Origin of the sequence: Methylobacterium sp. 174MFSha1.1 (assembly GCF_900116815.1) — a bacterium.
Classification (GTDB): Bacteria; Pseudomonadota; Alphaproteobacteria; order Rhizobiales; family Beijerinckiaceae; genus Methylobacterium.
In genome coordinates this window covers 84,412-108,357 of record NZ_FPCB01000005.1, presented here as the reverse complement: position 1 = coordinate 108,357, position 23,946 = coordinate 84,412, and the positions used below count along the sequence as shown (strand labels likewise).

Below are 23,946 nucleotides of genomic sequence, written 5' to 3'. Positions count from 1 at the left end.
TGGGACCCGGGCCGACGACGCCGGCCGGCTCACCCGATCGGCGGTAGGACCACCCGCTTTCGGCGGTGGCCGGTGATTCGGCGCGGGGCCGGCGAGGCCGTCCCGTGCCGGAGCGTCACGCGATGTCCGGAGGGAATCGTCCGGACGTCGGATCAGAACGCGAAGCCGGCCTCGACCGCGAAGGCGCGCAGCGGCGGCAGGGTGGCGTCGAAGAGCGGGCGCGAGCCGAAGGCGTCGCCGGAGCGCACCCACAGGGTCGCCTTGGCCGGGCGGCCCTGGCCCTGGACGCAGGCGAGGCGCCCGCCATCGGCGAGCTGCTCGAGCAATCCTTGCGGGCGCTGCTCGACCTGGCCGTTGAGCAGGATCGCGTCGTAGGGGGCGTGGCCGGCCGCGCCCTTCTCGAGCGGGCCGGTCTCGACGGTGACGCCGTCGGCGATCCCGCACTGCGCCAGCCGCTCGCGCGCCCCTGCTGCGAGGCCGGGGAGCGATTCGAGGGCGACCACCTCGACGCCGAGACGGCGCAGGATGGCGGCGCCGTAGCCGAAGCCGGTCCCGACCTCGAGCACGCGGTGGCCGGGCTTGAGGGCCAGCGCCTGGATCAGGCGCGCCAGCACCATCGGCGCCGGCATGAAGCGGGTCTCGCCCTCCTCCGTGCCGATTGCCTGGGGCTGGTCGATATAGGCGAAGGCTTCCCGGTCCGCCGGCATGAACCGCTCGCGCGGGACGGCGTCGAACGCGTCGAGCAGCGCGATGTCGGTCACGTCGAACGTCCGGAGCTGGCAATCGACCATGAGGCGGCGCGCTTGCGCGTAGTCGAGCATGAACGTCTCTGGAGAGCTTGAGCGACGGCCAAGCCGCGACGGTCAAGCCGTCGGGCGACGCGGTTGTGGTGGATCGCCGGCCAAAAGGCAAGGATCCGGGCAGGGAGCCACGACGACCCGGTCTCGCGCAGGCGCGCCGGGCCGGTCTGCAGTCTGGAGGGAGAAAAGAGAAAGGTGGAGGCCTCGCCCGGAATCGAACCGGGGTGCAAGGATTTGCAGTCCTCTGCGTAACCACTCCGCCACGAGGCCATCCGGGCCGGCGCTCAGCCGGCAATCGGGCGGGCCGGGCTCGTGAGCACCGGCTGCGCCGTCTCCCCGGCGTCGGGCGGACGACCCGGGGACGAGGGGTCATTAGCAGAGCCCGCCCCGGCTCCGCAACAGGGATCCGGCGGCAAAACCGCGATCGGGCCGGCGAAATGAGCCGGCTCCCGACAATCCCCGCCGGAGATCCCGCCTGGCCGGGGTCCGGGCCAGAAACCCCTTGCGCGCCCTGCCCGCCTTGGATAGAGGTCCGGCCGCGATCCCCGATAGCTCAGTTGGTAGAGCAGGCGACTGTTAATCGCCTTGTCGCAGGTTCGAGTCCTGCTCGGGGAGCCACCCTCTCCCGCCCATCGCGAGTCCGTCGCCGCACCGGCCCCAGCTTGTGCCTGCCCGCGCCTGCGCTTCAGGCCGGCGCGGGAGCCTGCACGGTCGCCCGCCGGCTTTCATCCGAAAAAATCAACGGAACCTGTCGCCCGGTCCGATGGTTTCTCGTTCAACTTGCTGCAACGCTTCTCTGCACGGCGCCGCGAAGCAACCCAGCAGCCTTCGATACGGGAGTTACCAATGATCGGCTGGGCTATCACCTTCCTCGTCGTCGCCCTCGTCGCGGCTCTGCTGGGCTTCGGCGGCATCGCCGGCACCGCCATGGAGGCGGCCAAGATCGTGTTCTTCGTGGCGATCGTGCTGTTCGCCGTCTCGGCGATCTTCGGCCTGATGCGCGGCCGTTCGCCCAGAATTTGACGCCGAACCCGGCGGGCGGGCTCGATGAGCCCGCCACCCCGGACCAGGGCGGCCCCCGCGGGGCCGCCTTTTTTGTTGGCTGAGTTCGACAGGCCGGCGCTGCGGCGTCAGCCCTCGGCGGCGCGCCGCATCCCGTCGGCCGGCGCCGGCCGCGTCCGCGCCCGGCGCGGCACCAGCCGGTGCACCGTCGCGGAGGGCAGCGGGCGCGACGCCGCGGCACGGGCGGCGCGCAGATCGGCGCAGAGGATGGCCGCGGCGAGGTAGCCGCGCGCGGAGACCTCGATCCTGTCGGGACGGATCGGCCATTCGAAGCGGGCCGTGGCGTTCATTCGCACCCTCCCTGTCACTGCGTTCGTCGAGTCACGCATGGGGTCGCACGCGCTCGGCGCGGCCCCGTTCGGTCTCCCGCGGCGGACGGGCGGGCCAGGCAGCCCTCGGAGTCTCACTGCCTGGCCCGTCGACCACGCCCGGCCGTGCAAGGGAGAGTGGACACGGCGGGTGCAGTGAAAGGCTGTTCGCAAGCGCCGTGCCAGATACGGCACGAGGGCGTATCGGAATGCGTTCAACGCGACGGGGCATCGGCCGGGCCTCTCGCGGGGGGACGGGACGCCCTCGTTCTAGGCAGGCCCCGCCCTCCCCTCGTTAACATTCGATAGGAATCGGGTCCGGGCCGGGTGAGGGACTGCGGCACCGCCCGCGGGTCCCGGGGGCGATCGCGCCGCGAAACGCCGCTTTCGCGCGCGGATGGGTGGCGGCCCCGCCCGGAATTCGGGCACAATGCTCCCGACCGGCCCAAAAGCCCTTCAGGCTCGAGACCCGTCTCGAGCGCCCCTTCTTCGGAGACAGACAGGCATGTCGATCGGCCCCTTCGTCACGGCGGACTGGCTCGCAGAGCGGCTCGCGGCGCCCGACATCGTCGTGCTCGACGGCTCCTGGTACCTGCCGGCGATGGGCCGGGACGCCGAGGCGGAGTTCCGCGCCGGCCACATCCCGGGGGCGATCCGCTTCGACATCGACGCGGTGCGCGACGAGGCGAGCGCCCTGCCCCACATGCTGCCCTCGCCGGAGGTCTTCGCCTCGCGGATGCGCCAGATGGGCATCGGCGACGGCATGACGGTCGTGGTCTATGACGGGATGGGCCTGTTCTCGGCCCCGCGGGTGCGCTGGACCCTGAAGGCGTTCGGCGCCCGCGACGTCGCGATCCTGGAGGGCGGCTTCCCGGCCTGGGTCGCGGGCGGTCACCCGGTCGAGGAGGGCGAGGCGCGGCCCCGCGACCGGCGCCACTTCACCGCCCGCCTCGACCATTCGGCGGTGGCGAATGTCGGCGACGTGCAGCGGGCGCTCGCCGGCCAGGCCCAGGTGGTCGATGCCCGCTCGGCCGCCCGCTTCGCCGGCGAGGAGCCCGAGCCGCGCCCCGGCGTGCGTCCCGGCCATATGCCCGGCGCCCTGAACCTGCACTACGCGGTGTTGCAGGAGAACGGCCGGCTCAAGGACGAGGCGTCGTTGCGCGCGGCGGTGGCGCAGGCCGGCATCGACCTCGACCGCCCGGTCGTCACCACTTGCGGCTCCGGCGTCACCGCGGCGATCGTCGGCGTCGCCCTCGAGAGCCTGGGACGGCCGCCGCGCGCCCTCTACGACGGCTCGTGGTCGGAATGGGGTTCGCGGGAGGACCTGCCGGTCGCGACGGGGCGGTAGGTCCCTCGCCCGGCTGGGGCACAGTCAGCGACGGGACCTGCCATCCTCCATCGTCATCCCGGGGCCGCGCAGCGGAACCCGGGATCCATAACCGCCGACGCTTCAGGACGAAGCGGAACGCACTCCGCCTCGTTCTCCGACCTCAGCGGTTATGGATCCCGGGTTCTCGCCTGCGGCGAGCCCCGGGATGACGTGGAGGATGACTTGATGCAGGAGCGGGTTTGATCCGCGCCGGGCTCCCGCATCGACCCTCAATGCAGGATCTGGCTCAGGAACAGCCGGGTCCGCTCGTGCTCGGGCGCGCGGAAGAACGCCTCGGGGGTGTTCGATTCGACGATCTGGCCCTCGTCCATGAAGATCACCCGGTCGGCGACCTGGCGGGCGAAGCCCATCTCGTGGGTGACGCAGAGCATGGTCATGCCCTCGTCGGCGAGCCCCACCATCGTGTCGAGCACCTCCTTGACCATCTCGGGGTCGAGCGCCGAGGTCGGCTCGTCGAACAGCATGATCTTGGGCGCCATGCACAGGGAGCGGGCGATCGCCACGCGCTGCTGCTGGCCGCCGGAGAGCTGGCCCGGATACTTGTGCGCCTGGTTCGGGATCTTCACCCGGGTCAGGTATTTCATCGCGACCGCCTCGGCCTCGGCCTTCGGCATCTTCTTCACCCAGATCGGCGCCAGCGTGCAGTTCTCGAGCACGGTCAGGTGCGGAAACAGGTTGAAGTGCTGGAACACCATGCCGACCTCGCGCCGGATCTCGTCGATCCGCTTGAGGTCATTGGTGAGCTCGATCCCGTCGACGACGATGCGCCCGGCCTGATGCTCCTCCAGGCGGTTGATGCAGCGGATCAGGGTCGACTTGCCGGAGCCCGAGGGGCCGCAGATCACGATCCGCTCGCCCTTGCGCACGCTGAGGTCGACATCCCGCAGGACGTGGAAGGCGCCGTACCACTTGTTGACCCGCTCCAGCGACACCGCCGTCGGCGCGCTGGCGAGGCGCGTCGCCGAGGTGTTGCGGGGCGCGAGGTCCGGGTCGGTCTCCGGCAAGGGGCCAGGGGCTGTGTGGAGGGGGGAGGAAGCCATCGGGGATCTCACCGTGTCTGGCCGGCCGCGAGCCGCCACTCGACGAAGCGGGCGTAGCGCGACATGCCGAAGCAGAAGACGAAGTAGAACAGGGCGGCGAAGGCGTAGCCGGTCATCACCACGGTCGGCGCCGCCCAGGCGGGATCGACCCGTGCCGATTCGATCGTGCGGATGAAGTCGAAGATGCCGACGATCGAGACGAGGCTGGTGTCCTTGAACAGCGCGATGAAGCTGTTGACGATGCCGGGAATCACGATGCGCAGGGCCTGGGGCAGGATGATCAGGCGCATCCGGTGCCAGGGGCTGAGGCCCAGCGACATCGCCCCCTCGGTCTGGCCGCGCGGGATCGCCTGCAGGCCGCCGCGCACCGTCTCGGCCATGTAGGCGGCGGAGAACAGCGCGATGCCGACGAGCGGCCGCGCCAGCCGGTCGACCGTGACGTCGCCGGGCAGGAACAGCGGCAGCATCACGTTGGCCATGAACAGCACGGTGATCAGCGGCACGCCGCGCCAGAACTCGATGAAGATGACGCAGAACAGCCGCACGATCGGCAGGCGCGAGCGCCGCCCGAGCGCGAGCAGGATGCCGAGCGGCAGCGAGGCGACGATGCCGACGAGCGACACGATCAGCGTCACCAGCATGCCGCCCCAGAGCGCCGTCGGCACGGCGGGCAGGCCGAGGCTCGGCATCCCGGTGAGCAGCAGGTAGGAGGCGACCGGGAACACGACGAAGAAGTAGAGCGCGCCCCACGCGCGCTTGGGCGCGTCGAGCCACAGCATCCACCCCACCCCCACCGCCATCAGGGCGAAGAAGACGTTCGGCCGCCAGCGCTCCTCGATCGGGTAGGAGCCGTAGATGAAGTAGTTGATCTTGGCTCCGATGAAGGCCCAGCAGGCGCCGACCGGGCGGCCGATCACCTCGGCCCGGCAGGCGTCGCGGTTCTCGCCGGTCCAGACCGCGTCGAAGACGAGGAAGCGCAGGAGCGGCGGCACCGCGAGCGCGATGACCGCGAGCGCCGCCAGCGTCATCACGGCGTTGGCGGGGCTGGAGAAGAGATTCTGGCGCAGCCAGGCGAGCGGCCCGGCGACCAGGGAGGGCGGCGGGGAAGCGGGTACCGCCTCGCGGCGGACGAAGGTGAGCGGCAGGGGCTGGGAGCCGGCAGTCATCGGGTTCTCACCGCTCGATCAGCGCGACGCGCCGGTTGTAGAGGTTCATCGCGAAGGCGGTGACGAGGCTGATCGTCAGGTAGACCGCCATGGTGATCGCCACCACCTCGACCGCCTGGCCGGTCTGGTTCAGCACTGTGCCCATGAAGACCTGGACCAGGTCCGGGTAGCCGATGGCCACCGCCAGCGACGAGTTCTTGGTGAGGTTGAGGAACTGGCTGGTCAGCGGCGGCACGATCACCCGCATCGCCTGCGGGATAACCACCAGCCGCATCGTCGGGCCCGGCTGCAGGCCGAGAGCCCGCGCCGCCTCGGTCTGGCCGCGGTTGACCGCCTGGATGCCGGCCCGCACCACCTCGGCGATGAAGGCGGCGGTGTAGACCGTGAGCCCGAGCACCAGGGCGACGAATTCCGGATAGAGCTGCATCCCGCCGCGCAGGTTGAACGTGCCCTTGACCGGAAAGTCGAGCGCCACCGGGGCGATGCCGAGCAGCGCCAGCACCCCGTAGGCGAGGAGCGGCAGGCCGAGGACGAGGGCGAGGCCGACCGCCAGCACCGGCAGGCGCCGGCCGGTCCGCGCCTGCTCGCGCCCGGCATGGGCCCGGAACAGCAGCGTGCCGGCGATCCCGATCGCAAGCGCCAGGGGCAGCGCCCAGGCATCCGCCGCGAGCAGGGGTTTCGGCAGGTACAGGCCGCGCTGGTTGAGGAAGACGGAGGTGCCGAGCGCGTAGGAATCGCGCGCGGAGGGCAGGCTCGCCAGCACCGCGACGTACCAGAACAGCAATTGCAGCAGCAGCGGGATGTTGCGCAACACCTCGACGTAGATTGTGGCGAGCGTCCGCACGATCCAGTTCGGCGACAGCCGCGCCACGCCGACCGCGAAGCCGAGGAGTGTGGCCAGCACGATGCCGATGGCGGCGACGATCAGGGTGTTGGTGAGCCCGACCAGGAAGGCGGTGCCGTATGTGGAGGTCGCCGCCGTGAAGGGGATCACCGTCTGGTTGACGTCGAACCCCGCGGTGTTGCCGAGGAAGCCGAAGCCCGAGGCGACGCGGGCGTTGCGCAGGTTCTCGGCGGCGTTGCCGATCGCGATCCAGGCCACCACGCCGACCGCGAGCAGCAGCAGGATCTGGTAGGCCGCGCCGCGGATGCGGGGATCGTAGAAGGGCGAGACCCGGGGCGGACCGGACGGCGCATCGGCCGGAAGCTGCGTCGGCAAGGGGGCGTGCTCGCGTCTGTGGTGGCCGGGGGCGGCGCCCGGGGGGGCGCCGCGTGTCATGAGGTCAGCGGATCGGCGGGCCGTATTGCAGGCCGCCCTTCGACCACAGGGCGTTGACGCCGCGCTGGATCTTCAGCGGCGAGCCCTGGCCGACGTTCTTCTCGAACACCTCGGAGTAATTGCCGACGAGCTTGATGATCCGGTAGGCCCAGTCGTTGGTCAGCCCGAGGTCGGTGCCGTACTTGCCCTCGGTGCCGAGGATGCGCTTGACGTCCGGGTTGTCGGACGACTTCACCATCTGGTCGACGTTTCCTTGCGTGATGCCGGCCTCCTCGGCGTTGAGCATCGCGTAGTGGGTCCAGCGGACGATGTCGGCCCACTGGGCGTCGCCCTGGCGCACCGCCGGTCCGAGCGGCTCCTTCGAGATGATCTCCGGCAGGACGATGTTGTCGTCCGGCGCCGAGGCGCGCAGGCGCTCGGCGTAGAGGCCCGAGGCATCGGTGGTGAAGGCGTCGCAGCGGCCGGAATCGTAGGCCTTGAAGGTCTCGTCGGCGCTGGCGAAGGCCACGACCTCGTATTTCAGCTTGTTGGCCCGGAAGTAGTCGGCCAGGTTCAGCTCGGTCGTCGTGCCCTGCTGGGTGCAGACCGAGGCGCCGTCGAGCTGCTTGGCCGAGGTCACGCCGAGCTTCTTCTTCACCATGAAGCCCTGGCCGTCGTAGAAGTTGACGGCCGGGAAGTCGAGCCCGAGGGTCGTGTCGCGCGACATCGACCAGGTGGTGTTGCGCGACAGGATGTCGACCTCGCCCGACTGGAGCGCCGTGAAGCGGTCCTTGGCCGAGAGCGGGATGAAGCGGACCTTGGTGACGTCGTTGAAGATCGCCGCGGAGAGCGCGCGGCAGAAATCGACGTCGAGCCCGGTCCAGCGGCCCTGCGCGTCCGGCACGCCGAAGCCGGCGAGGCCCGGGTTCGAGCCGCAGGAGATGTAGCCCTTCTGCTTGATGCTGTTCAGCGTCCCTTGAGCCTGGGCGGCGCCCGCCAGCAGGGTGGCACCGAGCCCGAAGGCCAGGGCCGCAACGATTCTCTTCATGCGGTGTGCGTCTCCCGTTCCGGTTGCGGCACCCTGTCGGCCGCCACCCGTTTGCCCAAGCACGAACGCTGCCTAAGCAAGAGGCATTCCAAGCGAAGCGGATTGTCCGGTCAAGGGGTTGGCCCGTGCGACGAACAGCCTAGACGGGGCCGGGCTCCCTCGACCCAGGCTTGACGGCGACCGGTGGCGCGGGATGTGCTCCGGCGCGACAGATCACGCACCAGGGTCCCGATGAGCATCACCCCGCCCCGCGACAAGAGCCGCCTCGGCACCCGCACCCGCCTGGTCCATGCCGGCCGCGACCCGTCGCAGCAGCACGGCTTCGTCAACACCCCGATCTATCGCGGCTCGACCGTGCTCTACGAGAGCTACGACGCGCTCAAGCACCGGCGGTCGGACTACACCTACGGGACGGTGGGCACCCCGACGATCCGCTCCCTCGAGACCGCCTGGACCGAGCTCGCGGGGGCGGCCGGCACGGTGCTCACCCCCTCGGGCCTCGCCGCCGTCACGGTCGGGCTGCTCTCGTGCCTCAAGGCCGGCGACCACCTGCTGGTGACCGATTCCGCCTACCGCCCGACCCGGATCTTCTGCGACGGGTTCCTGACGCGGTTCGGGGTCGAGACCACCTACTACGACCCGACGCTCGGCGCCGGCATCGCCGAGCTGATGCGCGAGAACACCACAGCCGTGCTCACCGAGGCGCCGGGCTCGCAGAGCTTCGAGATGCAGGACATCCCGGCCATCGCCGAGGCGGCGCATGCGCGGGGCGCCTGCGTGCTGATGGACAACACCTGGGCGACGCCACTCCTATTCCCGCCGCACGAGCGCGGCGTCGACATCGCGATCGAGGCCGGCACCAAGTACCTGTCGGGCGGCTCGGACCTCCTGCTCGGCCTCACCTCCGCCAACGCGCAGTACTGGCCGGCCCTGCGCCGCACCTTCGACCAGCTCGCGATCTGCGCAGGCGCCGAGGACGTCTTCCTGGCCTTGCGGGGCCTGCGCACCCTGCCCCTGCGCCTGCGCGAGCACGGCGAGCAGGCGCTGGCGCTGGCCCGCTGGTTCCAGGACAGGCCGGAGGTCGCCCGGGTGCTGCACCCGGCCCTGCCGGAGGATCCCGGTCACGCGATCTGGTCGCGCGACTTCCTGGGCTCGTCGGGCCTGTTCTCGATCATCCTCAAGCCCTGCCCCGAGGCCGCCGTGGCGGCGATGCTCGACGGGCTGGAACTGTTCGGGATGGGGTTCTCCTGGGGCGGCTTCGAGAGCCTGGTGATCCCGTTCGACTGCGCGCCCTACCGCACCGCCAACCCGTGGGCGCCGGGCGGGCCGGGCCTGCGGTTCCAGGTCGGGCTGGAGGACATGGACGACCTGACGCGGGACCTCGAGGCGGGGTTCGCGCGGTTGCGGGCGGCGAGCTGACAACAGAATTCACTATCATTGCAAGTTAGAGCGCGCCTCCCCTCTCCCGTGTGGGAGAGGGGCCGGGGGTGAGGGTGACACGCTTCCGTGTAAAGCTCGAATCGCTGTGCTGGTGGCTCTGCTGTCCAGATCTATCCTGAAGCGCGCCGCCCTCACCCCTACCCCTCTCCCACACGGGAGAGGGGATCCCGCGACTCAATTTTATTCCGAATAGACATAGAATTATTCTTACGGCGCCAGCCACGTCGCCCCCGGCTCCGCCCCATCCCAGGTGAACGACGCCCGCCGGTGCCCCGCCCGGGCGAGGTACAGGAATTCGAGCCGGGCGGCGGTGAGCACCACGACGCGAAACTCCGGGAAACCCGCCTCCACCGCGGCGTCGTCCTGCGGCTGAGTATAGGCGCCGCCCTCGGGCAGGGGCGTGCCGGGGCCGGGCGCGGTGCCGTAGCAGATCCGGCTCATCGGCCGCGACGCCGCCCAGGCGGCCCGCGCCACGTCGTCCTGCCCGTGCAGCCGGGCGGTGCCCTCGATCCGGACCTGGATCTTGGCCTTGGGATCGTAGGCGTGGAGCGCCGCCCGGGGATCGGCGGCGATCTCGGCGGCCTTGGCGGAGCGGGCGTCGCAGTGGATCCGCAGGGTGCGCCGCTCCCGGTCGACCCCGCGCAGCACCACCGTGCGCAGGCGCGGGGCGCCGTCGCGGCCGAGGGTGGCGAGCGCCGGCGCGTGGAAGCCGCTCTGATGCGCCGCCCCCTCCTCCAGCCGGCGCCAGGCCTCGGCGAGGCAGCCCGCGAGGTCGTCGTAGAAGGGGGGCAGCTCGGTCATGCGGGGCTCACGCCCTCCGGTTCGTTCACCAATCTAGGGCACGTTCCGCGGAACCGGGATGCCCCGGTGAAGCTTGTCTGACGAAGCTTGTCCGTCAGGTCACCCTGCCCGAGGTTTTTGCGCGATGACGCTCGGTATGACGCTCCGTACGACGCTGGCCTGGCTGCCCTTGATGGCCGCCCTCACGGCCCTGCCGGCGATGGCGGCCGACATGCCCGGCGCCTACGCGGCGCGCGGCGGGGTGGAACCCTCCGCCGGCTGGCTGCCGCCGCCCCCGCCGCCTCCCGCTGTCGCGGTCGAGGCGGAGGTGGTCGTCGTCGAACCGCCGCCCCGCCGGCTCCTCGGATTCGGCTACGCGCCGGTCCTGCCCTATTACGGCGTCTCGACCGGCCCCTACAACTATCCGCCGCGGCGCGAGCCCGGGGTCGGCGTCGGGCTGTTCTGAGATGCGGGCGCCTCGCAGGCGGCGAGCCGCTCGGCCACCAGCGCCTGCATCGCGAAGAGGTGGCGGTCGCGGATGCCCGTCGCCTCGCAGGCCGCCACCGTGTTGAGCAGGTACTCGGCGCTCGGGCCGGTGGGGCCGCAGGCCGCCGCGACGTGCGCGGCGATCTGCGCGTCGGTCAGCCGGCCGGCGTAGCGCGCCCCATTCCGGTCGGCCACGAAGGCGAGCGCCGGCACCGGGCCCTCCGCGGTCTCGGCGGCGACCCAGCGGGCTTCGTAGCCGCGCCCGCGCATCTCCCGCCGCCAGACCGGCCGCACGGAGGCCCGCAAGTCGTCGCCGGCGATCCGGTAGGCGAAGCCGCGGCACTGCCCGCCCCGGTCGAGGGCCAGCATCACCCCGGGCCGCTCCGGCGTGCCGCGAAAGCCCGGCTGCCACAGGCAGAACCGGCGGTGCCAGCCCCGCACCCGGGCCTCGCGCCTTTCCGAGAACGGGAATTCCGGCCGCCACATCAGGGCGCCGTAGGCGAACAGCCAGAGCGTGCCCGCCTCGCCCGGCTTCTCGGCCAGCGCCGCGTCGAGGCGCGCATCGGCCTCCGCCTCGCCCATCAGCGCCATGCCGTAGCCGGGGCCGCGCCCGTCGGCGGTCACCGGGTGGGGATGGGCCCGGGCGATCAGCGCGGCATCGAGCGTGAGGGAGCGTTTCGGCATCGCAACCGTTAGTCGGTGAGGGGGGCGGCAGCGCGGCTGTGGGTCGATCGCGGCGGATCGCCTTTTCGCCAAGCGTGGCCGCCCCATGTTAGTGCCGTGCTAAACAGCACAGGTCCAGGTTGATCCCGGAAGGTGATCCGGGATCGGGTTGTCCGGGAATGGAGGACGCGTCATGGCCATCACGGGTCGCTTCAATTTCCGCAAGACCTTCACCGGCAAGCTCGTCCTGCAGGTCGAGACCGAGCGCCGCTCCTGGTGGCCCTTCGCCCGCGCCGCCTCGCCGGGCCATGTCTGGCGCGACGCCACGCCGAAGGACCTGACCGCGGTGGAATTGCAGCAGCTGCTCAACCTGCGCCGCAACCCCGGCTACATGCCGCGCAACCCGGTGATCTTCATGATGGGCCAGGGTCAGAAGGAGACCCCTTCCGCCGAGGTGGTGACCCTGGCGGTCCATCGCGCCGCCGGCCAGCAGCAGGCGGGGTGAGGCGCGGCACCGCGCGCGCCCGGCCGCGTTGTCCCGGTCCGGACGGCCGCTCGATGACGGCCGCGTCGAACGGGAGAGAGCGCAGCATGGGCATGACCTCCGTGAACCAGGCCGTGATCGAGGCGCTGTCGGAGCAGATCGTCACGACCTATTGCGACGCCGCCGAGCCCGCCGAGGCGCCGGCCCGCGCCCGGCTGATGGGCGAGGTGATGCACGCCATCGAGGAGCCGGTGGGCACCCGCACCCTGGCCGAGCACGGCCCCGAGCGGGTCAACGCCGTGCTGGCCGACTGGGAGGCGCAGGAGGGCCGCAGCTTCGGGCTGCGGCTGATCGAGATCGATCCCGGCCGCACCCTCGTCACGATGGGCTGACGGCTCAGGCCCCGCCGAGCTCGACCAGCAGGTCCGCGAGCGGGCCGGGGGCGCTCACCATCGCGTCGTGGCCGGTGGCCAGGTCCCGCCAGCCCCAGCCGGGCTGGCGCCGGACCCAGTCCTTGACCCGGTCGAGGGTGGCGTAGGACGGCGCGGTGCAATCGACGTAGGTGCGCGGCAGGCCGTTGCCGACCGGGCCGCGGATCGGTAGCGGGCTCTCGTAGGTGCTGAAGGGGTGCGGGGTCAGGCGCCGCTCCACCCAGGCCGCATCGGCCGGGTCGAACACCCCGAAGGCGGCGGCCGTCGGCGGCGGCAGGCTCAGGCCCCCGCTCGATTCCTCCGCCGCGTGGCGGCGGGCCGCCACCACCTCGGGCGGCAGCCCGTCGAAGGGGGAGCGGCCTGCTTCCGCAATCAGCGCGTCGAGGTAGACGAGGTGGCGCAGCCGCTCCGGCATCGCCTCGGCGACGCCGCTGATCGCGAGGCCCCCGAAGGAATGCCCGACCAGCACGACGTCGCTGAGTTCCTCGGCCGCGATCACGCCGGCGACGTCGCGCACGAAGGTATCGAGGGTGATCGTGTCGGAGAGGAGGTGCGCCCGCTCGCCGAGGCCGGTGCAGGTCGGGGTGAAGACCCGGTGGCCTTGCGCCCGCAGGATCTCCGCGACGCGCACCCAGCACCAGCCGCCGTGCCAGGCGCCGTGCACCAGCACGAAGGTCAGACCATCCGGCATCCCGCCCCTCCCGTCATCGGTCGGGAGAGCGAAGCGCGAACGGAGGCGGCGCGCAAGGACGGATCACACGAACGGATCACTCGTCCGCTTCGTCCCGGTCCTGCCGGTTCGCGTCGAAGCCGGCGATCATCCGCTCCAGCGACTGGAAGCTGCGGACCGCCTCCTGGGTGCGGCCGGCGGCGCACTTGCCCTCGGCCGAGCGGTACCACAGCAGCATGCTGTTGAAGGCGTGCTGGTGCGGCGCCTCGGCGACGCGGGCGCGCCGGGCGGTCTCGGCGTCGAACCAGACCCGCACGGCGTGGCCGGCATTGGTGCAGACATCCGCCGAGGGCGGCAGGGCGGCGCGGGAGACGGTCGGATCGCACAGCATGGCGAACCAGATCGCCCCGGCGGCGAGGCCGGAGGCGCCGACCATGCCGGCGGCGCCGCGCAGGCGCCGGCGCCAGTCGGGCCGGGTCGGTTCGGAAGCCGGCAGGGCCTCCACGGCTTCGGGCCAGCAATGGGTGTAGTGCACCGAACCGTCGGTGTGGTGGTGGGGCCACGGATGGGTCATCGAGCACCCCCTTCGGGCAGGGTGGGACTCCGGGGCCTCGCGTGATGGATCAAGGTGGCCGGGTCGCAAAAGGGTCGGCAGGAGGGTCGCGGCAGGACGAAAAGCCGCGGCCGATCGCCGAACGATCTTGCGGCGGCATCGGGACCTCGCGAGGTGGGCGAAGGCTTAGGCCTTGTGGGTGGCCATGGGCGTGTTCCAGCGCACATTCCGCGCGCAGGGGTGGATGATTTCCAGGCGCCTTTGCCCTTCCCGGCGGCAAGCGTTCCGTGGTCGATTGGTTCTCGGCAAGGGCGCGGCGACAGCGCCCGGGATCGGGAGGACGACATGCATCGGCACCCAGCGGCCATCGCGGCCGCGGTCTTGCTCGGACACGCCGCGGCCGTGGCGGCCGCGATCTGCCTTGGAGCCGCCTGGGCCGCCCCGGTCCGGGCGCAGGATGGGCGGCCCCCCGAGGCCGGGACTTCGGCGACGGCCGGAGCTTCGGCGACGGCCGGAACTTGGGCGACCGCCTGGGCCGGCTCGGTCCAGGGGCCCTATCCGGTCGGCAACCCGTCGGCCCAGCCCGATCAGAGCTTCGCCTTCCCCGACCCGGCCGAGGGCGCCCGCGACCAGACCCTGCGGCTGGTGCTGCGGCCGGACGTCTGGGGCCGCGAGGCCCGCATCCGGATCTCCAACGCCTTCGGGACCCGGCCGCTGACCCTCGACGGCGTCCATGCCGGGCTGCAGCTCGGCGGCGCGGCCCTGGTGCCGGGCACCAACCGCCCGGTGCGCTTCGCCGGCCAGGACCGGGTCACGGTCCCGCCCGGGGGCGAGGTGTGGTCGGATCCGATCGCCCTGCCCTTCGCGGCCGATCCGGACGCAGCCCTGCTCGCCGGGCGCAAGCTCGCGGTCTCGCTCCACGTCGTGGGATCGAGCGGGCCGATGACTTGGCACGCCAAGGCCCTGCAGACGTCCTACGCCACCGCGCCGGGCGCCGGATCGCGGGGCACTGACGAGGGCGAGGCCGCCTTCCCCTACTCCACCGCCTCGTGGTTCTTCGTCGACGCCGTCGACATGGCGACGAGCGCGCCGACCCCGGTCGTGGTCGCCTTCGGCGATTCGATCACCGACGGCACCGCCTCGACGATGAACGGCGACGACCGCTGGCCCGACGTGCTGTCGCGCCGCCTGCACGCGACGCGCGGCAACCGGGTCGCGGTGGTCAATGCCGGAATCGGCGGCAACCAGGTGGTCGGCCCGGCGGAATACGGGCCGCAGAAACCCTTCCCGGGCGGGCCCTCGGCCGTGTCCCGGCTCGATCGCGACGTGATCGGGCTGTCGGGGGTCGCCAGCGTGATCTGGCTCGAGGGCATCAACGATTTCAGCCGCAACGGCGAGGCCTCGCTCGCCGCCGTCGAGGCCGGGATACGGGAGGGCGTCGCGCGCCTGCGCGCCCGCATCCCAGGCGTGCGGGTGATCGGCGCCACCCTCCCGTCCGCCAAGGGCAGTTCCAGCGCCGCCCACGGCCATCCCGAGCAGGACGAGAAGCGCCGCGGCCTCAACGCCTTCATCCGCGAGTCGGGGGTGTTCGACGGGGTGGTGGATTTCGACGCCGCGACCCTCGACCCGGCGACCGGGGGCTTGCGCCCCGAGATGGTCCCGGAGAGCACCACCGGCGGCAAGGGCGACCGGCTGCACCCGAACCGGGCCGGCTATCTGGCGATGGGGAGCGGGATCGATCTCGGGGTGGTCTTGAAGGGGCGGTGACGATCGAGCGGTGGAGGGTGGGTCATCGTTCCACCGCACAGGGTCATCCCGGGTTCCGCTTTCGCGGCCCCGGGATGACGATGGAGATTGTAGGATCAGCCGAAGTTCATTGGAAATGCGAGCCTCACGCCCGCGCGTACAACCGGTCCGCCCGGCTCTCGAACGCGTCCGTGAACTTGCGGAAGGCCCGGTCGAACATCTTCCCCATCAGAAGCCCCAGAGCCAGGCTCTTGAACTCGTAGGTGATGAAGAACTCGACCGTGCAGCCGCCATTCGGCGCCTCGCGGAAGGTCCAGCGGTTCTCCAGATGCCGGAACGGGCCGTCGATGTACTCGGCCAGGATCTTGTGGTTCGGCCGGTCGAGGCGGACCCGGGTGGTGAAGTGCTCCGAGATCGCCTTGTAGCCGACGCCCATGTCGGCGACGAGCGTCTCGGTGCCGTCCTCGACCTCCTGCCGGCGCAGCACCCGCAGCGACTCGCAGAGCGGCAGGAACTCGGGATAGCGCTCGACGTCGGCGACGAGGTCGAACATCTCCGTCGGGCTGTGGCGGACGGTGCGGGTGGTGCGGAAGCTCGGCATCGGGTCAGACGGTCCCCAGCCGGTCGAGCCGGGCCTGCTTGAGCCGGGCGAAATCCTCGCCGGCATGGTGGGAGGAGCGGGTGAGCGGCGTCGCCGAGACGAGCAGGAAGCCCTTGGCGTAGGCCGTGGTCTCGTAGGCCTTGAACGCGTCCGGCGTCACGAAGGACAGGACCGGGTGGTGCTTCTTCGTCGGCTGCAGGTATTGGCCGATCGTCAGGAAGTCGACCTCGGCCGAGCGCAGGTCGTCCATCAGCTGGAGCACCTCGTTGCGCTCCTCGCCGAGGCCCACCATGATCCCGGACTTGGTGAAGATGGTCGGATCGAGCTCCTTGACCCGCTGCAGCAGGCGGATCGAGTGGAAGTAGCGGGCGCCGGGGCGCACCGTCAGGTACTTCGACGGCACGGTCTCGAGGTTGTGGTTGAACACGTCGGGGCGGGCCGCCACCACGACCTCCAGGGCGCCGTCCTTGCGCAGGAAGTCGGGGGTCAGGATCTCGACGGTGGTGGTGGGACTCAGGCGCCGGATCGCGCCGATCACCGCAGCGAAATGGGCGGCGCCGCCGTCCTTCAGGTCGTCGCGGTCGACCGAGGTGATGACGACGTGGTGAAGGCCGAGCTTGGCCACCGCCTCCGCCACCCGCTCCGGCTCGGCCAGGTCGAGGGCCTCCGGCATCCCGGTGCGCACGTTGCAGAACGCGCAGGCCCGGGTGCAGGTATCCCCCATGATCATGAAGGTGGCGTGCTTCTTCTCCCAGCACTCGCCGATATTGGGGCAGCCGGCCTCCTCGCACACCGTCACGAGCTTGTTCTCGCGCACGATGGCCTGGGTCTCGGCCCATTTCGGCGAGCCCGGCGCCTTAACGCGGATCCAGTCCGGCTTGCGCAGGATCGGCTGGTCGGGCCGGTGCGCCTTCTCCGGGTGACGGGGACGCTGGTCGTTGCGCAGGAGATCGAGGACGACGGCCATGGGATCCGGAACGGCAAGGGGTTTCGAGACGAAGAGCGCCCGCGAACCCCTCGCGGCGCCTCCGTGACTTAAGATGTCCGGGCCCTCGGGGCAAATGGGGCGTGACGCGCCGCCGCGCGGCGCGCCATGCATGTCGTGGCGTCGTCGGACCTCGGCCGGACTTGGAGGCCGTCCGGCACGCGCCTGTCCGGGCCTTCCGCTGCGCGAGGCGCGGCGGTCAGTAGCGCCGCTCGCCCCGGACCGCCCGCACCACCGCGATGATGATGACCGCCCCGATGGTGGCGGAGAACAGGTTGCGCCAGAACCCGAAGATCGGGATGTGGAACTGCGCCGCCAGGAAGTTGCCGACCACGCCGCCGATGATGCCGAGCACGATGTTGCCGAGCAGGCCCATGTTGGAGTTCATGAACCGCTCCGCCAGCCAGCCCGCCAGCGCTCCGATGACGATGGCCATCAGGAAGCCGACGCCCGGCTGACCGAGCGCTCCGTACACGTGACCGTCCATGGTGTTCCCCTGTCTCGCCGCGTGGCGCGGCCGCCAAGCTCCTAGATGGGGCTCGCGTGGCCGCGTTGCACCCGGCCGCCGCGCATCGCTCGGCCGAAAACCTGACGATGCGGAACTCCGCCGGCGCGGGCCCGTTCTGCGAGCGGGCCCGCCTCGCCCCACGTGCGGGCCTTCCCCCGGAGAGATTTGTCCCATGACGCTGAAGACCGCCCTCGCGACGGCCGCCCTCCTGCTCGCCTGCGGGCCAGTCCTGGCCCTGCCGGCCACGGCCCAGACCGCGACGCAGCCGGAGACCGGCGCGATGACGACGCAGCGGGTCAAGACCGCGACCGTGCAGTTCATCACCCTCGAGCCCGCCGCCGCGGTGACCTCGCGCCTCCTCGGCACCAAGGTCACCAACACCCAGAACGAGTCGATCGGCGACATCGCCGACCTCGTGATCGTCGACGGCAAGACCGTGCAGGCGGTGATCCTCGGCGTCGGCGGCTTCCTCGGCATCGGCGAGCGCTACGTCGCGGTCAGCCCCGAGAGCGTGACCCTGGTCCGCGACGGCGACGGCTGGAAGGCGAGCGTGGCCGCCACCAAGGACGAGCTGAACAAGGCCCCGGCCTTCGAGTACAAGAAGAAGGGCTGACGGCAGCCCGGCGCCCCGGTCCGCCGGGGCGCTCCTCAGGCGCGGGTGCTGCGGCGCTCGCGGAACACCAGGGCGAGGTTGCGCAGGTAGATCACCGTGCCGAGGCTCTGGCCGAGGATGAAGACCGGGTCGCGCCGGTAGAGCGCGTAGCCGAGCAGCACCGCCGAGCCGCCGAGCGACAGGAACCAGAACGAGAGCGGGATCACGCTGCGCCCCGCCTTCTCGCTGGCGATCCACTGGACCAGGAAGCGGGCGGTGAACAGCCCCTGCCCGACGAGGCCGACCATCAGCACGAGATCGATCGGGCCGGTGAACAGCGACCAGAAATAGGCGCTGAGCCCGTGCATGATGTCGGCGACCATCGGGCTACTCCGTCTTCGCCGTCGCGGCTTGCTCTGCCGCGACCACCTGCGGCACCCGGCGCCGGCGGCGGATCAGCCACCACACTCCGGCGAGGTCGAGGATGCCGACCCAGAGCCGGTCGAACAGGCCGTAATTCGAGTGCCCGGTGAGGCGCGGCCGGTCGACCACGTCGGCGTGGACGACGGCAAATCCCTCGCGGGCGACGAGGGCCGGCATGAAGCGGTGGAGCGCGTCGAAATACGGCAGGCGCAGGTAGACCGCCCGGCGGAAGACCTTGAGGCCGCAGCCGGTGTCCCGCGTCGCGTCCTTGAGGATGCGGCCGCGCACCCCGTTGGCGATGCGCGACTGGATCATCTTGCGCCGCCCGTCCTTGCGGCCGACCCGCTGGCCTTGCGCCAGCCCCGCCCCCGGCCCGGCCGCGACGAGCGCGGCGGCGAGCGCCGGGATGAAGGCCGGGTCGTTCTGGCCGTCGCCGTCGAGGGTCGCGACCAGTTCGCCGCGCGCCGCCAGCACGCCGGTGCGCACCGCCGCGCTCTGGCCGCAGCTCTCGCGGTGGCGCAGCACCCGCAGTTCCGGATGGCGCGCCCGCGCCTCCGCCAGCGCCGCCGGGGTCGCGTCCGTCGAACCGTCGTCGACGTAGACGATCTCGAACGGGCGCAAGGATGCGCAAGATGCCGCGATCTCGGCGACGAGGGGCGCGATGTTGCCGGCCTCGTTCTTCACCGGCACCACGACGCTGAGGCGGATCGCCTCCCGATCCGGCATGGCGTTCGGGCTTTCCTGCAAGGTCTGGATCACGGCGTCACCGCATAGGCCGACAGGCCGACCGGCTTGCCGCCGTTGATGTTGAAGCCCGTCACGCGGCCGACGGGTTGGGGCGGAATGCCGGCATGCGCGGCCGCGAACGCCGGGGCGAAGCGGTCCTCGACGTAGACGAGGCGGCAGCCGCCCTGCCGGAGGAAGGCCGCGGCCTCCTCGGCCGAATCGAGCATCGCCAGGTCGGTGCCGATCAGGAAGACCAGGCTCGGCTCGCGGTAGCCGAGCGTGCCGACCTTCGGGTTCGGGCAGGGCAGCGCGTCGCGAAGTGAGGCGAGGCGCGGCGAGACCTTGAGGGCGGGCAAGGCCGGCTGGGTGAGCCCGAACACCGCCGGGCCGAGCAGCGCGCCTGCGAGCACCGCGACGGCGAGCGCGCGCTCAGGCGAGCCGCCGACGAAGGCGCGCCAGGCCAGGAAAGCCACCGCGCTCGCCGCGAGCAGCAGCGGCAGCCCCGCCCACGGGATCGTCCCGTCGAGGCGCCAGGCGGCGACGCAGAGACCCGCCGTCAGGCCGGCGGGGATGAACGGCACCAGCAGCGCCACCCACCGCGCTCCCGGCCGGTCGCGGTGCACCGCCCCGCGGGCGACCGCCGTGACGGCGAGGATCGCGAGGGCGGTGCAGAGCGGCAGCACGTAATGCGGCAGCTTGGTCGGCACCGCCTCGAAGACCAGCCAGGACGGCAGCACCCAGGCGATCAGGAAGGCGATTCCGTCCTCCCGCCGGTTCGTCCAGGCGAAGGGCAGCGCCATCGCCGCGAAGGCCGCCGCCGGCCAGAAGGTGGCGAAGATGACCAGCAGGTAGGTGCCGGGCGGCGCCCAGTGCTGGGTCTGGGCGGTGCCGACCTTGCCGAGCATGTCGTGCCCCACCGCCTCGCCGTAGAAGGCGCCGCCGCTCTTGAGCGTGATGGCGACGAACCACGGCGCCACCAGGATCAGCACCAGGACGAGGCCGAGGCCCGGCCGGAGGCGTTTGAGCCAGGCGCCGGAGCGGGCGAAGACCGAGAGGCTGAGCGCCGCGAGGCCGGCGAATAGCGGCACCATCGGTCCCTTGACCAGGATGCCGAGGGCGACCGCGAGCCAGAAGGTCAGGACGGTGGCGTTGTTCAGGGGGGCTTGCGGCAGCCGGGCGGCGGTCGCGCGGGCGAGCCAGGCCCGGGCGAGCGCCCCCATGGCGGCGACCGCGCAGGCGGTGAGCAGCGCGTCGGTCTTGGCGAGCCGCGCCTCGGCCGAGAGCATGACCGAGGCGCCGACGAGGGCGGCCGCGAGGAAGGCCCCGCGCCGCGGCAGGAAGGCGAGCGCGGCCCAGTAGCTGAGCAGCACCGTGGCGACGGCGCCGACGAGCGAGGGGATGCGATAGAGCCAGATGGCGGTGCGGGCGCCCGGCACGCCGAGCGCCTCGCCGGCCGCGACGACCGCGCTTTGCGCCCAGTAGATGCCGACCGGCTTCTTGTGCCGGGCCTCGCCCTGGAAGCGGATGTCGACGAGGTCGCCCGATTCGAGCATCTGCTTCGAGGCCTGGGCGAAGCGCGGCTCGTCCCGGTCCATCGGCTGGAGCGAGGCGAAGCCCGGCAGGAAGCAGACCAGCGACAGGACGACGAGCAGCGCGCAGGCCGCCCCATGGCTGCGCGCCCCGAGATCGAGGAGGCGCTCCGCGAGAAGGCCCACGGAGGCGGCGCGGCCGGGGCGGCGCCCGGCGGCAAGGCTCGTCAATGCAAAGCTCCGAACCGGGGAACCCGACGCGAACGGCGGCGGTCGCGGCGGGCGCCCGTGTCGGTGATCCGGTTCGGAAAGTCAATTTTCGCGGGCGGGGCAGCCCTGCGCCCTCACGCCCGCTCGAACAGGAACCCGTCCAGGGCCGGGATCGGCACCGACAGGCTCACCCCGCGCGAGGCCCGCGACAGGCGCCAGGGGCGTTCGCGGCCGGCGCGCACGGCCTCGGAGGGGCGCAGGGAGCGGGTGGCGCCGTCCTCGCCGACCTCGTCGATGGTGAGGAAGCCGTAGACGAGCAGGCGCGAGGCGAGCAGCTTGGTCTCCCGGTCGCCCGCCGCCACCGGCAGGGTGCCGGCCTCGTAGACCGTGTCCATCAGGCTGCGCTGGTCGCGCCGCGCGGCGGCGACCCGGGGGCTGGGGGCGAGCTCGTGGTCGAGGCCGTGATCCGTGCGGGCCGGCCGCTCCTTGCGCCGGAACGCCACCACGGTGCCGCTCTCGACGGCGCTCCTCTCGCCCGACAGGTTACGCATACGCCCGATACCCTTCGCGACACAGCCCGCCGGCGCCCTCTAGGCCGCGGCGATGCGCAGGATTCGACGAATCGGCTTAACGCCCGATTGACCCTGACACGGCGGGTCCCGTGCCGGATCGGTGCAGGCCCGCGCGCCCTCGCCGGCCCTCCCCGGCCCGTGTATGAGCGCGACGCCCCGACCCGCCCGCCGAGGAACCCCGCGATGACCGAACCGGCCCCGTCCCGCCCGGCGCCCGCCCTGGCGGTGGAGAACCTGGCCTGCCGCTTCGGCCGGGTGCAGGCCCTGGCGGGGGTCTCGCTCACCCTGCGGCCCGGCGAGGTCATGGCGCTGCTCGGCGATTCGGGCTGCGGCAAGAGCACGCTGCTGCGGGTGGTGGCCGGGCTCGAGGCGCCGGATTCCGGCACGGTGCGGCTCGACGGGCGCCTCGTCGCCGGAGAAGGGGCGGCGGTGCCGCCGGAGGCGCGCGGCGTCGGCCTGATGTTCCAGGACTACGCCCTGTTCCCCCACCTGACCGTCCGGGAGAACATCCGCTTCGGCCTCAAGGGCCAGCCGGCCGCCACCCGCGAGGCGGCCGACGAGCTTCTGGAGCAGGTCGGGCTGTCGGGCCGTGCCGGCGCCTATCCCCAGACCCTGTCGGGGGGCGAGCAGCAGCGCGTGGCCCTGGTGCGGGCGCTGGCGCCCGGGCCGCGGCTACTTCTCCTCGACGAGCCGTTCTCCAACCTCGACCGGCGCATGCGCGACCGGGTGCGGGAGGACACGGTGGCGCTCCTGCGCCGCACCGGCACCACCGCCCTGATGGTGACGCACGATCCCGAGGAGGCGCTCGCGGTCGCGAGCCGCATCGCCCTGATGCGCCGCGGCCGCATCGTCCAGGTCGCCACCGGCGAGGCCCTGTATCGCCGCCCCGAGAGCCTGTTCGCCGCCCGCTTCCTCGCCGACGCGGCCGAGATCCCGGCCCGGGTCGAGGCCGGCCGGGCCGGGACGCCGCTCGGGAGCGTGCCCGCCCCCCACCTGCCCGACGGCGCAATGGTCCGGGTCTGCCTGCGGCCCGAGGCGTTGCGGGTCGGGCGTCCCGGCGAGGGCATCGCCGCCCAGGTCACGCGCCGCACCTTCCTGGGGGCGGCGAGCGTGCTGCATCTCGGGGTGCCGGGCGTCGAGGGGCCGCTGCGGGCCCGCCTCCCCGGCCCGGGACCCTACGGGCCGGGCGACGCCGTCGGGGTGACGCTGGTGCCGGACGCGGTGCTGGTCCTGCCCGAGGAGGATGCCGCGTGACCGGAAGATCCGGACCGCTTTACATTGAAACAACTAAAATCTAACGCGCTTGATTTTGTTTCGGGTTTGCTTCTCAAGGGGGCGCCATTCCCGGGAGACGCCCCTTGTCCCTGTCACGCACCGCGCTCGCCCTCTTCGGTCTCGCCGCCCTCGCGGCCCCGGCCTCTGCCGAGAGCGAGGTGAACCTCTACACCACCCGCGAGCCCGGCCTGATCCGTCCGCTCCTCGACGCCTTCACCAAGGCGAGCGGCGTGAAGGTCAACACGGTGTTCGTCGACAAGGGCCTGGCCGAGCGCGTCGCCGCCGAGGGCGCCCGCTCCGCCGCCGACGTGGTGATGACCGTCGATATCGGCAACCTGATCGAGCTCGTCGACCGCGACCTCGCCCAGCCGGTGCGCTCCCCCGCCCTCGAGGCGGCGATTCCCGCCAACCTGCGTGATTCCGAGGGGCGCTGGTTCGCCCTCTCGACCCGCGCCCGGGTGGCCTATGCCGATCCGGATCTGCGCGACCTCGCCGGGCTGACCTACGAGGACCTCGCCGACCCGAAGTGGAAGGGCAAGATCTGCCTGCGCGCGGGCCAGCACCCCTACAACACTGCGCTGATCGCCGCCTACCTGGTCAAGCACGGCGAGGCGAAGACCGAAGCCTGGCTGCGCGGGGTGAAGGACAACCTCGCCCGCAAGGCCGGCGGCGGCGACCGCGACGTCGCCCGCGACATCGTCGCCGATCTCTGCGACATCGGCCTGGGCAATTCCTACTATGTCGGCCTGATGCGCAGCGGCCGGGGCGGCCCGGAGCAGAAGAAGTGGGGCGAGGGCATCCAGGTGGTGCTGCCGACGTTCCAGGGCGGCGGCACCCACGTCAACGTCTCGGGCGCGGTGGTGGCCAAGTCCGCCCCGAACCGCGACAACGCCGTCAAGCTGCTCGAATACCTCGCCTCGGACGAGGCGCAAGGCCTCTACGCCAAGGCCGATTACGAGTACCCGGTGAAGCCCGGCGTCGCGGTCGATCCGCTGCTCTCCGCCCTCGGCCCGCTCAAGGTCGACACGACGTCGCTCGTCGAGATCGCCCGCAACCGCAAGGCGGCGAGCCTGCTCGTCGACAAGGTCGGGTTCGACCGGTGAGCCCGAAGTTCGCGTGATCTGATCCGATAGAGATAAGTAGCGCTGGCTTTCCCCTCTCCCCGTCCGCGCAGAGCTGTCCGTGGAAAGGAATGGCGCA

27 protein-coding genes and 2 tRNA genes are annotated in these 23,946 nt (G+C 71.9%); 11 read left to right on the top strand and 18 right to left on the bottom strand.

Annotated elements, in window-relative coordinates; translation table 11 throughout:
* Nucleotides 1-152 precede the first annotated feature (152 nt).
* Nucleotides 153-821: a protein-L-isoaspartate O-methyltransferase family protein gene (locus BM430_RS02440; protein WP_093564935.1), complete on the bottom strand. Its 669-nt coding sequence runs from the start codon at nucleotides 819-821 to the stop codon at nucleotides 153-155.
* A gap of 175 nt (nucleotides 822-996) precedes the next feature.
* A tRNA-Cys gene (locus BM430_RS02435) sits at nucleotides 997-1,070 on the bottom strand.
* Nucleotides 1,071-1,342: 272 nt separating this feature from the next.
* On the opposite strand from BM430_RS02435, the gene BM430_RS02430 reads away from it, so the two are divergent.
* A tRNA-Asn gene (locus tag BM430_RS02430) sits at nucleotides 1,343-1,418 on the top strand.
* A gap of 228 nt (nucleotides 1,419-1,646) precedes the next feature.
* Nucleotides 1,647-1,823, top strand: a complete 177-nt coding sequence (locus tag BM430_RS02425) for a DUF1328 domain-containing protein (RefSeq protein ID WP_048431004.1) — start codon at nucleotides 1,647-1,649, stop codon at nucleotides 1,821-1,823.
* 107 nt (nucleotides 1,824-1,930) lie between these two features.
* Here the strand turns inward: BM430_RS02425 and BM430_RS02420 are convergent, their stop codons facing one another.
* Nucleotides 1,931-2,152, bottom strand: a complete 222-nt coding sequence (locus BM430_RS02420) for a hypothetical protein (RefSeq protein WP_093564934.1) — start codon at nucleotides 2,150-2,152, stop codon at nucleotides 1,931-1,933.
* Nucleotides 2,153-2,675: 523 nt separating this feature from the next.
* On the opposite strand from BM430_RS02420, the gene sseA reads away from it, so the two are divergent.
* Nucleotides 2,676-3,518 (top strand): 3-mercaptopyruvate sulfurtransferase, encoded by an 843-nt coding sequence (gene sseA / locus BM430_RS02415; RefSeq protein ID WP_093564933.1) that lies wholly within the window; start codon nucleotides 2,676-2,678, stop codon nucleotides 3,516-3,518.
* Between the two features lie 251 nt (nucleotides 3,519-3,769).
* Here the strand turns inward: sseA and BM430_RS02410 are convergent, their stop codons facing one another.
* The 4 genes from BM430_RS02410 to BM430_RS02395 all read right to left on the bottom strand — a co-directional run bounded on the left by BM430_RS02410 (nucleotide 3,770) and on the right by BM430_RS02395 (nucleotide 8,072).
* Entirely contained in the window at nucleotides 3,770-4,600 is an 831-nt protein-coding gene (locus BM430_RS02410; protein ID WP_093564932.1) for an amino acid ABC transporter ATP-binding protein, read from the bottom strand.
* 8 nt (nucleotides 4,601-4,608) lie between these two features.
* Nucleotides 4,609-5,766, bottom strand: a complete 1,158-nt coding sequence (locus BM430_RS02405; protein WP_093564931.1) for an amino acid ABC transporter permease — start codon at nucleotides 5,764-5,766, stop codon at nucleotides 4,609-4,611.
* 7 nt (nucleotides 5,767-5,773) lie between these two features.
* Nucleotides 5,774-6,985 carry an amino acid ABC transporter permease gene (locus tag BM430_RS02400; protein ID WP_244539275.1) on the bottom strand — a complete coding sequence of 404 codons (1,212 nt, stop codon included), beginning with the start codon at nucleotides 6,983-6,985 and terminating at the stop codon, nucleotides 5,774-5,776.
* A 64-nt stretch (nucleotides 6,986-7,049) separates the two neighbouring features.
* Nucleotides 7,050-8,072 carry an amino acid ABC transporter substrate-binding protein gene (locus tag BM430_RS02395; protein ID WP_093564929.1) on the bottom strand — a complete coding sequence of 341 codons (1,023 nt, stop codon included), beginning with the start codon at nucleotides 8,070-8,072 and terminating at the stop codon, nucleotides 7,050-7,052.
* Nucleotides 8,073-8,303: 231 nt separating this feature from the next.
* Here BM430_RS02395 and metC point away from each other — a divergent pair, with 231 nt between their 5' ends.
* A complete protein-coding gene (metC, locus tag BM430_RS02390; RefSeq protein ID WP_093564928.1) occupies nucleotides 8,304-9,491 on the top strand; it encodes a cystathionine beta-lyase in 1,188 nt (395 codons plus the stop codon).
* Between the two features lie 228 nt (nucleotides 9,492-9,719).
* On the opposite strand, the gene BM430_RS02385 is transcribed toward metC, so the two are convergent.
* Entirely contained in the window at nucleotides 9,720-10,313 is a 594-nt protein-coding gene (locus tag BM430_RS02385; protein ID WP_093564927.1) for a pyridoxamine 5'-phosphate oxidase family protein, read from the bottom strand.
* Between the two features lie 136 nt (nucleotides 10,314-10,449).
* Between BM430_RS02385 and BM430_RS02380 the strand changes: the two genes are divergently transcribed.
* Complete coding sequence (locus tag BM430_RS02380; RefSeq protein ID WP_093564926.1) at nucleotides 10,450-10,758, top strand: hypothetical protein; 309 nt, start codon at nucleotides 10,450-10,452, stop codon at nucleotides 10,756-10,758.
* Here BM430_RS02380 and BM430_RS02375 read toward each other — a convergent pair.
* Nucleotides 10,713-11,462 carry a gamma-glutamylcyclotransferase gene (locus tag BM430_RS02375; protein WP_093564925.1) on the bottom strand — a complete coding sequence of 250 codons (750 nt, stop codon included), beginning with the start codon at nucleotides 11,460-11,462 and terminating at the stop codon, nucleotides 10,713-10,715. The two genes, BM430_RS02380 and BM430_RS02375, sit on opposite strands and share 46 nt — an antisense overlap.
* A 172-nt stretch (nucleotides 11,463-11,634) precedes the next feature.
* Between BM430_RS02375 and BM430_RS02370 the strand changes: the two genes are divergently transcribed.
* Both BM430_RS02370 and BM430_RS02365 read left to right on the top strand, forming a co-directional pair.
* Nucleotides 11,635-11,946 (top strand): hypothetical protein, encoded by a 312-nt coding sequence (locus tag BM430_RS02370; protein ID WP_093564920.1) that lies wholly within the window; start codon nucleotides 11,635-11,637, stop codon nucleotides 11,944-11,946.
* An 86-nt stretch (nucleotides 11,947-12,032) separates the two neighbouring features.
* On the top strand, nucleotides 12,033-12,317 hold the full coding sequence (locus tag BM430_RS02365; RefSeq protein WP_093564918.1) for a hypothetical protein: 285 nt from the start codon (nucleotides 12,033-12,035) through the stop codon (nucleotides 12,315-12,317).
* A gap of 4 nt (nucleotides 12,318-12,321) precedes the next feature.
* Here the strand turns inward: BM430_RS02365 and BM430_RS02360 are convergent, their stop codons facing one another.
* On the bottom strand, nucleotides 12,322-13,047 hold the full coding sequence (locus BM430_RS02360; protein WP_093564916.1) for an alpha/beta fold hydrolase: 726 nt from the start codon (nucleotides 13,045-13,047) through the stop codon (nucleotides 12,322-12,324).
* 76 nt (nucleotides 13,048-13,123) lie between these two features.
* Nucleotides 13,124-13,600, bottom strand: a complete 477-nt coding sequence (locus BM430_RS02355) for a hypothetical protein (RefSeq protein WP_177302900.1) — start codon at nucleotides 13,598-13,600, stop codon at nucleotides 13,124-13,126.
* A 324-nt stretch (nucleotides 13,601-13,924) separates the two neighbouring features.
* Here BM430_RS02355 and BM430_RS02350 point away from each other — a divergent pair, with 324 nt between their 5' ends.
* The gene (locus BM430_RS02350) at nucleotides 13,925-15,346 is read left to right on the top strand and encodes a GDSL-type esterase/lipase family protein (protein ID WP_143131935.1); all 1,422 of its coding nucleotides are present in this window, start codon (nucleotides 13,925-13,927) and stop codon (nucleotides 15,344-15,346) included.
* A 124-nt stretch (nucleotides 15,347-15,470) separates the two neighbouring features.
* Here BM430_RS02350 and BM430_RS02345 read toward each other — a convergent pair whose 3' ends face one another.
* The 3 genes from BM430_RS02345 to BM430_RS02335 form a co-directional block, all read right to left on the bottom strand.
* Nucleotides 15,471-15,926, bottom strand: coding sequence for a type II toxin-antitoxin system RatA family toxin (locus BM430_RS02345; protein WP_093564914.1), 456 nt, complete (start codon nucleotides 15,924-15,926; stop codon nucleotides 15,471-15,473).
* Nucleotides 15,927-15,930: 4 nt separating this feature from the next.
* Complete coding sequence (gene lipA, locus BM430_RS02340; RefSeq protein ID WP_093564912.1) at nucleotides 15,931-16,893, bottom strand: lipoyl synthase; 963 nt, start codon at nucleotides 16,891-16,893, stop codon at nucleotides 15,931-15,933.
* A gap of 217 nt (nucleotides 16,894-17,110) precedes the next feature.
* The gene (locus BM430_RS02335) at nucleotides 17,111-17,398 is read right to left on the bottom strand and encodes a GlsB/YeaQ/YmgE family stress response membrane protein (protein ID WP_093564910.1); all 288 of its coding nucleotides are present in this window, start codon (nucleotides 17,396-17,398) and stop codon (nucleotides 17,111-17,113) included.
* Nucleotides 17,399-17,591: 193 nt separating this feature from the next.
* Here BM430_RS02335 and BM430_RS02330 point away from each other — a divergent pair, with 193 nt between their 5' ends.
* On the top strand, nucleotides 17,592-18,032 hold the full coding sequence (locus BM430_RS02330; RefSeq protein ID WP_177302899.1) for a PRC-barrel domain-containing protein: 441 nt from the start codon (nucleotides 17,592-17,594) through the stop codon (nucleotides 18,030-18,032).
* A gap of 35 nt (nucleotides 18,033-18,067) precedes the next feature.
* Here the strand turns inward: BM430_RS02330 and BM430_RS02325 are convergent, their stop codons facing one another.
* From BM430_RS02325 to BM430_RS02310, 4 genes are all read right to left on the bottom strand, one after another.
* Nucleotides 18,068-18,394, bottom strand: a complete 327-nt coding sequence (locus BM430_RS02325) for a lipid-A-disaccharide synthase N-terminal domain-containing protein (protein WP_093564906.1) — start codon at nucleotides 18,392-18,394, stop codon at nucleotides 18,068-18,070.
* 4 nt (nucleotides 18,395-18,398) lie between these two features.
* The gene (locus BM430_RS02320) at nucleotides 18,399-19,160 is read right to left on the bottom strand and encodes a glycosyltransferase (protein WP_093564904.1); all 762 of its coding nucleotides are present in this window, start codon (nucleotides 19,158-19,160) and stop codon (nucleotides 18,399-18,401) included.
* A gap of 29 nt (nucleotides 19,161-19,189) precedes the next feature.
* Nucleotides 19,190-20,920 (bottom strand): ArnT family glycosyltransferase, encoded by a 1,731-nt coding sequence (locus BM430_RS02315; RefSeq protein ID WP_093564903.1) that lies wholly within the window; start codon nucleotides 20,918-20,920, stop codon nucleotides 19,190-19,192.
* 113 nt (nucleotides 20,921-21,033) lie between these two features.
* Nucleotides 21,034-21,450, bottom strand: coding sequence for a hypothetical protein (locus BM430_RS02310; protein ID WP_093564902.1), 417 nt, complete (start codon nucleotides 21,448-21,450; stop codon nucleotides 21,034-21,036).
* A gap of 204 nt (nucleotides 21,451-21,654) precedes the next feature.
* Here BM430_RS02310 and BM430_RS02305 point away from each other — a divergent pair, with 204 nt between their 5' ends.
* Nucleotides 21,655-22,725 (top strand): ABC transporter ATP-binding protein, encoded by a 1,071-nt coding sequence (locus tag BM430_RS02305; protein ID WP_093564901.1) that lies wholly within the window; start codon nucleotides 21,655-21,657, stop codon nucleotides 22,723-22,725.
* Between the two features lie 110 nt (nucleotides 22,726-22,835).
* Entirely contained in the window at nucleotides 22,836-23,849 is a 1,014-nt protein-coding gene (locus BM430_RS02300) for an extracellular solute-binding protein (protein WP_244539295.1), read from the top strand.
* Nucleotides 23,850-23,946: the final 97 nt, after the last annotated feature.

Excerpts from the sequence above, each read along its gene's own strand:
- BM430_RS02395 (WP_093564929.1), bottom strand. The coding sequence starts at position 8,072 with ATGAAGAGAATCGTTGCGGCCCTGGCCTTCGGGCTCGGTGCCACCCTG.
- BM430_RS02385 (WP_093564927.1), bottom strand. The coding sequence starts at position 10,313 with ATGACCGAGCTGCCCCCCTTCTACGACGACCTCGCGGGCTGCCTCGCC.
- BM430_RS02360 (WP_093564916.1), bottom strand. The coding sequence starts at position 13,047 with ATGCCGGATGGTCTGACCTTCGTGCTGGTGCACGGCGCCTGGCACGGC.
- BM430_RS02345 (WP_093564914.1), bottom strand. The coding sequence starts at position 15,926 with ATGCCGAGCTTCCGCACCACCCGCACCGTCCGCCACAGCCCGACGGAG.
- BM430_RS02440 (WP_093564935.1), bottom strand. The coding sequence starts at position 821 with ATGCTCGACTACGCGCAAGCGCGCCGCCTCATGGTCGATTGCCAGCTC.
- BM430_RS02325 (WP_093564906.1), bottom strand. The coding sequence starts at position 18,394 with ATGGTCGCCGACATCATGCACGGGCTCAGCGCCTATTTCTGGTCGCTG.
- BM430_RS02405 (WP_093564931.1), bottom strand. The coding sequence starts at position 5,766 with ATGACTGCCGGCTCCCAGCCCCTGCCGCTCACCTTCGTCCGCCGCGAG.
- metC (WP_093564928.1), top strand. The coding sequence starts at position 8,304 with ATGAGCATCACCCCGCCCCGCGACAAGAGCCGCCTCGGCACCCGCACC.
- BM430_RS02305 (WP_093564901.1), top strand. The coding sequence starts at position 21,655 with ATGACCGAACCGGCCCCGTCCCGCCCGGCGCCCGCCCTGGCGGTGGAG.
- BM430_RS02350 (WP_143131935.1), top strand. The coding sequence starts at position 13,925 with ATGCATCGGCACCCAGCGGCCATCGCGGCCGCGGTCTTGCTCGGACAC.
- BM430_RS02320 (WP_093564904.1), bottom strand. The coding sequence starts at position 19,160 with ATGCCGGATCGGGAGGCGATCCGCCTCAGCGTCGTGGTGCCGGTGAAG.
- BM430_RS02355 (WP_177302900.1), bottom strand. The coding sequence starts at position 13,600 with ATGACCCATCCGTGGCCCCACCACCACACCGACGGTTCGGTGCACTAC.
- BM430_RS02310 (WP_093564902.1), bottom strand. The coding sequence starts at position 21,450 with ATGCGTAACCTGTCGGGCGAGAGGAGCGCCGTCGAGAGCGGCACCGTG.
- BM430_RS02380 (WP_093564926.1), top strand. The coding sequence starts at position 10,450 with ATGACGCTCCGTACGACGCTGGCCTGGCTGCCCTTGATGGCCGCCCTC.
- BM430_RS02365 (WP_093564918.1), top strand. The coding sequence starts at position 12,033 with ATGGGCATGACCTCCGTGAACCAGGCCGTGATCGAGGCGCTGTCGGAG.
- BM430_RS02375 (WP_093564925.1), bottom strand. The coding sequence starts at position 11,462 with ATGCCGAAACGCTCCCTCACGCTCGATGCCGCGCTGATCGCCCGGGCC.
- BM430_RS02335 (WP_093564910.1), bottom strand. The coding sequence starts at position 17,398 with ATGGACGGTCACGTGTACGGAGCGCTCGGTCAGCCGGGCGTCGGCTTC.
- lipA (WP_093564912.1), bottom strand. The coding sequence starts at position 16,893 with ATGGCCGTCGTCCTCGATCTCCTGCGCAACGACCAGCGTCCCCGTCAC.
- BM430_RS02425 (WP_048431004.1), top strand. The coding sequence starts at position 1,647 with ATGATCGGCTGGGCTATCACCTTCCTCGTCGTCGCCCTCGTCGCGGCT.
- sseA (WP_093564933.1), top strand. The coding sequence starts at position 2,676 with ATGTCGATCGGCCCCTTCGTCACGGCGGACTGGCTCGCAGAGCGGCTC.
- BM430_RS02370 (WP_093564920.1), top strand. The coding sequence starts at position 11,635 with ATGGCCATCACGGGTCGCTTCAATTTCCGCAAGACCTTCACCGGCAAG.
- BM430_RS02330 (WP_177302899.1), top strand. The coding sequence starts at position 17,592 with ATGACGCTGAAGACCGCCCTCGCGACGGCCGCCCTCCTGCTCGCCTGC.
- BM430_RS02410 (WP_093564932.1), bottom strand. The coding sequence starts at position 4,600 with ATGGCTTCCTCCCCCCTCCACACAGCCCCTGGCCCCTTGCCGGAGACC.
- BM430_RS02420 (WP_093564934.1), bottom strand. The coding sequence starts at position 2,152 with ATGAACGCCACGGCCCGCTTCGAATGGCCGATCCGTCCCGACAGGATC.